Origin of the sequence: Pseudomonas sp. R62, from assembly GCF_000257605.1 — a bacterium.
Lineage (GTDB): Bacteria > Pseudomonadota > Gammaproteobacteria > Pseudomonadales > Pseudomonadaceae > Aquipseudomonas > Aquipseudomonas atacamensis.
In genome coordinates this window covers 2,336,767-2,342,113 of the sequence record NZ_JH635998.1, presented here as the reverse complement: position 1 = coordinate 2,342,113, position 5,347 = coordinate 2,336,767, and the positions used below count along the sequence as shown (strand labels likewise).

Here is a 5,347-nt window from a genome sequence, read left to right as displayed (position 1 = left end):
CTGTCCCCATTTCCCACACGGATAGTTCGAAGCAGAGTGATTCGCTGGTGACTGCGCTGTGGACGGCGAAAGGGAATAACGCAAAAAACAAAAACATAACTTTTCATATTTATCAAAGCTCGTTAACGATGAACGACCTCTCAGTTAAAAAATGCAGAGTTGTTATCAACGAGCGGACAAATTTATTTATGCAGCAAAAAGAGGGACGATTAGATCCCTCATTTTTTCACTGCTTTTCACTCGACAAACAAATCCATCAAATTTATTCAAACTATTTACATAGAATACAACAGTCCATTTTCTCTATGCGCTACCGTGACTCACCTTCATACAGCTTAGTTTCCGGGTTAAAATGCCAAATGTGAGAGGTTGTTATTGGCTTACCATCTCTGTGCATAATTTGATCTTGCTTATCCCTGTTATAGGAGTAGATTTTAATATCTCTAAATAGACTATCTTTTGGATGAGTATCGAGAACCTTCACATCAGCAAAATACTCACCACCAACATTTCTTAAAAAACCACGACATTGGATTAGAAATTCATAAATAAAATCACCGCTCGACCCGGCACTTGAATATGAAAGAAAAATAAAATCTTTCACTCCGTCGCCATTGATATCTTCACTAGTGACAACCTTTCCCTCCTCAATTGAAAATTTTTCATCTTCAATTCGAGAAAGCAAATCAAAATCACGTACACCTTCCGTCCACTGGGATAAAAAATATTTAGCACCATCTGCCGGAGCACATACATCTATAGGGGCAGCGTTGACCGTAGCCGCAAAAAATGCAAGCAACAAAAAAAATCTCATATCAATTCTCCATAATGAATGTGTGACGACCAGTCCTAACGGCACCTTGAACTTGACCGGAACCATAAACTATGGCTCCAGTGATCGTATTATTCAAAGCTACTAAAGCATTAAATAATTTTGTTGTCAGTGCCGATTCATGTGCCGCCCCCCAGCTAGCAATCGGGAGTTGCCAATTCACCCCTCCCGACGTGTTTATCGTGTTTTGAAGGACATGGCGAAGCTGATTGTATTGTGGTACACCAACGATGTGTGAAGGTCGCCAAACATGCCAACGCAAAAGTATGGCCACTGCCTTCTCCGAGGTATAGATAGTCCCTATAGTACTATTGACGACCACACCGCCAATACTGAAGCTAATCGGGTCAGTCAGTATTTCCCTTAGTCTTAGTTTGGCCATAGACCACATTGCTGCTCTATACCCAGGAATTGTACGCGCAGCCATACTCAATCGATAAAACCAATGCCACGTTTTCAAATAATGCGCCTCGTCTTTCGAGTCGCCTAATTCTGTAAACTCACTGTCGGAATGAGTTGCTTGCGAAACAGCGTAACTATCATTTGCGAGTTTGACCCAAGCCGCATAGGTCATTAGATCCTCGTTATACAAACCCGGACTATTCCATGCCTTCGTTGGATATAAACCAAAATTACCAAAAACCTTTTTAAAAATTTCAGGCTCACGATTATTCAGGTAGGCCATAAATCCAGGAAGCTCACCTTTCCCATATGCATTTATATTTGGAGTTGTTGAATATAGCCCCATAGTCCAATGGCAAGGCCCGCCAGAAATAAGAGCATTATCCCAAGCGTTTAGTACGTCAAATCGACCAAAACATTCTGCTTCCGCAACCACCCTTATCGTCCGATATGTTGAAAGGGCTGGACTATTTAGTTGCGCTGGGTTAGCGGGGGCACCGGTTATTTTCTCAACTGTCATTTCAGTCTGGGAGGACCAACTATGCGTTTTCCCCGCATTAGGTCCACCATAGGTTCCGGTCTGATAGTAACCAACTGCATGATATTCTGTTTGAGCACGACCATCAGGAAACGCAAAGTAACTACTGAAATCCCTGAATACAACTCTTGGGCCGCCCTCAGTAAAACTATCATGAGCCCAAATATTACAACCATTTTGAGCCAACTCCGTCCTATTTCCAGCCGTTATCTTCCAAGCTTCGAAAACAACTGGACACCGATAGTCGTTATCGAGCCAGTGTTCTATCGCCACTCTGGTCTTTTCATTCACGACACCGCTTACAGGACCAACATACTTTGCAGAGTTAGCTATAGACTGAAGACTATCAACGTAATAACTTACAGGACCTACAGTTGACCCGCTAACAACCGGAGCTTTTCCAGCTTTGGCTACAACACCCGCCGAGCCGTCATAGTAAACATCCAAGTTATTTATCCGCACGGGGGAACCAGCCTGATCTAGCAGTAGCTGCCCCTTTTTTTCAGCTCTAACACATGCAACCTGTGCCATTGAAGCATATATCTGAAATTCTCGAACGGCCCACTCGGTTCTAGTATCAAACTCCCCAGTAGGTTTGCCGAGTACAGAGAACCCTAGACCAATCAAGTCCTCCTGAAGCTTTCTTACATGCTCTGGCACTGCTAACGCCGCGCTATTCCCCGAAGCTGCACCAGCTGTTTCAGCATTAGTAATAGCAACTGGTGGGTTATCAACACCTCCCCAACGTGGAGGTGTGTTCTGCGCAGGTTTTCCGTCATGATCCTTTTTACGGAGATCAAAATTACCGTAAATCATTGCTCATTCCCTTATGCAATATGCTGTTCTTCAAGACGCTTAATATCGCTGGAAGAAAGATAATCTTTGTCTGCCAACTCACAAGAACGGTGGAAACAACGGGTGGCATGCTTCGTTTTCGGGCCATTTTCACCGTCGATTTTCCCATCATAGAACCCAAGATTTTTAAGGCGGGACTGAAGCCCTTTCACGTCCGAGGCTTCCGACTGAGCTTTCAAGTCCAACTCCCATACCCATGGCTGAGATTCTGCGCCAAAAGGATAAAAGGTAAGCTTGCCCTTCTTCGCATCGGGCGGAACTGGCTGGTCAACAAACCCTTCACTAGAAGTTGTGCCTTTATAGGTCACGCCGTCCACTTCCAGCATATAGGGCTGTCCAGCAATCCCCTTTTTGTCATAGGGACGCTTCATCTGAATACGGAAGCTCTTTTTCTCGGATGCTGGCGGAGGAGATGCCGGCGCATTCAACAACGCCTGATCCATCAAACTCCCCGCCTTATCCTTATCCGCCGCCCCCGGCAGCACCGGCGGCTTAATCCCGATCCCTGTGCCCGACCCAGCCGAGCCACCCGCATTGATCTTGATCACCGGCCCAACCACCGTAACCCCACCGCCATCGAGCTTGATAAAGCTCCCACCCCCAAGAATGGTCAGCTCTGTCCCCGCCTCAATAACGATCTTGTCCCCAGCCTTGAGGTGAATCTCTTTCCCCACACTGGTCAGCTGCGCAGTCCCCAGCTTCACATGCTGGTTCTGCCCAATCGTTAGGTGATCATCCAGCTTCGCTTCAACCTTGCGGTCGGAGATAGTGGTGCGATGTTCTTCGGCCTTCAGCTCGGTATAGGTGTTCTTCACCACTGTGTCGTGACGTTCATTACCGACCCGAATCTTCTGGTCATGCTCAACGTTTTCATCCCAATCCCGCTGCGCATGAATGTAGATCTGCTCCGCACCTTTCTTGTCTTCAATGCGCAGTTCGTTGTACCCACCGCCACCCGGTGAGCTGAGCGTTTTGAACACGCTGCGAGTCTTGTTCGCCGGCAGTGCGTACGGCACCGGGTTTTCCTTGTGGTACAGGCAGCCGGTGACAAGCGGTTGGTCGGGGTCGCCTTCGAGGAAGGTGACGAGGACTTCCATGCCGATGCGCGGGATGCTGATGGCGCCGTAGCGGTCGCCGGCCCAGGAGCTGGAGACGCGCAGCCAGCAGCTGGTTTTGTCGTCGGCCAGGCCTTCGCGGTCCCAGTGGAATTGCACTTTGATGCGGCCGTATTGGTCGCAGTGGATTTCTTCGCCTTTGGGGCCGGTGACCATGGCGGTCTGGCTGCCGAGTACGCGCGGTTTCGGGTGTTCGAGGGCCGGGCGGTAGAACACGTCCCACGGGGTGGCGAGGAAGGTGTTGCGGTAGCCCTGGTGGAAGTCGTCCTTGTTGTCGGTGGTGTCGCTGGTCACACCTTCTTCGAGGACTTGCGGCTGCTTGCCCTCGTGGAAGATTTCCGTGAGCAGCCACAGGTCGTTCCACTCGCTGCGCGGGTGGTCGGACATTTCCATGAAGTGGCCGCTGACCAGTCGGGTCTGGTCGCCGCGACCTTCGGCCTGGCGGTAGTCGGCGCGATGGCGTTCGAGGGCGCGCTGGCTGAGGAACTTGCCGCGCGCGCGGTCGATGAAGCGGCCGGGGTAGTCGTAGTCTTCGAGATCCGGTTCAGTGCTGTCGCCGTCCGGTTTGTACGCGGCTTCCATTCGCAGGCGCGGTTTTTCGAAATCGTAGTCGCGGCGCGTGGTGCGCGTGGTGCGGGTTTCCAGGCGCAGTTTGAAAGCTTTGATCACCGGCTCGTCGGCGACCATACCGCTGCCCTGCACATAAGCAGTTGGCTGCCCCAAGTTCTGGAACACGGTCTGGTCGTCGCCGAACACCAGCAGGTGTGCTTTTTCGCTGTGCTGGAAGTGGTAGTGAATGCCCTCTTCTTCGCACAGACGCTGGACGAAATGCAGGTCGGTTTCGTCGTACTGCACGCAGTAGTCACGATCCGGGCACGGCTGGCTGAGCTGGAAGCTGTAGGCGTTGCGATTGATGCCGTGTTCTTCGAGGATCAGCGCGATGATTTTCGGCGCCGACATCTGCTGGTAGATGCGCTGGTTGGTGCGGTGATGCAGGTATTGCAGTTGCGGCACGATCGAGACTTTGTAGCGGGTCAGGCGCTTGCCGGCATCGCCCTGGGCGACGCGGTAGATCTGCCCGTGAATGCCCGAGCCCTGTGGATCGAATGCCAGAAACGCCTGCTTGTGCAGCAGTTGTTCGAGGTCCAGATCGGGGTTTTCGCTGACCAGTTCGAGGTCGAAGCGATACGCCTGGCTGATGCCTTCGGTGCCGGTGAACGACAGCACTTGCAGGTCGCCGACGTAGTCTTCGACCTTGAGGCTGAAGTGGGTTTCGTTAGCTGAGTTGAACATCGTGTGCTCCCTGTTCGAATGTCATCCGTTACGCCCGAAGTCGCAGACGTTGCAGCCAGGACGAAGTGGCGCCCAAGGCGTCACGCAATTGTTGGGCAGTGATGGTGCGTTCTGCCGGGTTGAAGCTCAGCGCGGTTCGCAGCGCTTGCCAGCCGTGCTGGGGTAGATTCGCTGGGGCGCGCAGTTCGCGCTCCAGATGCTCGTCGCGGGCCTGGGCCGAGGGCAAGCGGCGGAACGGGTGTTTGCCGCCCGCCAGTTCATAGATCACGCAGGCCACGCCGTACACGTCCGCGCTGGCCGACAATGGTTGGC

The 5,347-nt window shown here is 51.6% G+C and carries 3 protein-coding genes and 1 pseudogene; all 4 read right to left on the bottom strand.

What is annotated here, in order from left to right; all coding sequences use genetic code 11:
* Positions 1 to 310: 310 nt before the first annotated feature.
* Positions 311 to 814, bottom strand: coding sequence for a hypothetical protein (locus OQK_RS11500; RefSeq protein ID WP_016772516.1), 504 nt, complete (start codon positions 812 to 814; stop codon positions 311 to 313).
* A 1-nt stretch (position 815) separates the two neighbouring features.
* Positions 816 to 2,588, bottom strand: coding sequence for a peptidoglycan-binding domain-containing protein (locus OQK_RS29230; RefSeq protein WP_081489845.1), 1,773 nt, complete (start codon positions 2,586 to 2,588; stop codon positions 816 to 818).
* Positions 2,589 to 2,599: 11 nt separating this feature from the next.
* Positions 2,600 to 5,035, bottom strand: a complete 2,436-nt coding sequence (tssI, locus tag OQK_RS11490) for a type VI secretion system tip protein TssI/VgrG (protein ID WP_016772514.1) — start codon at positions 5,033 to 5,035, stop codon at positions 2,600 to 2,602.
* Positions 5,036 to 5,063: 28 nt separating this feature from the next.
* Positions 5,064 to 5,347: pseudogene (locus OQK_RS11485) on the bottom strand (serine/threonine protein kinase); the annotation flags it as partial.

Excerpts from the sequence above, each read along its gene's own strand:
- OQK_RS29230 (WP_081489845.1), bottom strand. The coding sequence starts at position 2,588 with ATGATTTACGGTAATTTTGATCTCCGTAAAAAGGATCATGACGGAAAA.
- tssI (WP_016772514.1), bottom strand. The coding sequence starts at position 5,035 with ATGTTCAACTCAGCTAACGAAACCCACTTCAGCCTCAAGGTCGAAGAC.
- OQK_RS11500 (WP_016772516.1), bottom strand. The coding sequence starts at position 814 with ATGAGATTTTTTTTGTTGCTTGCATTTTTTGCGGCTACGGTCAACGCT.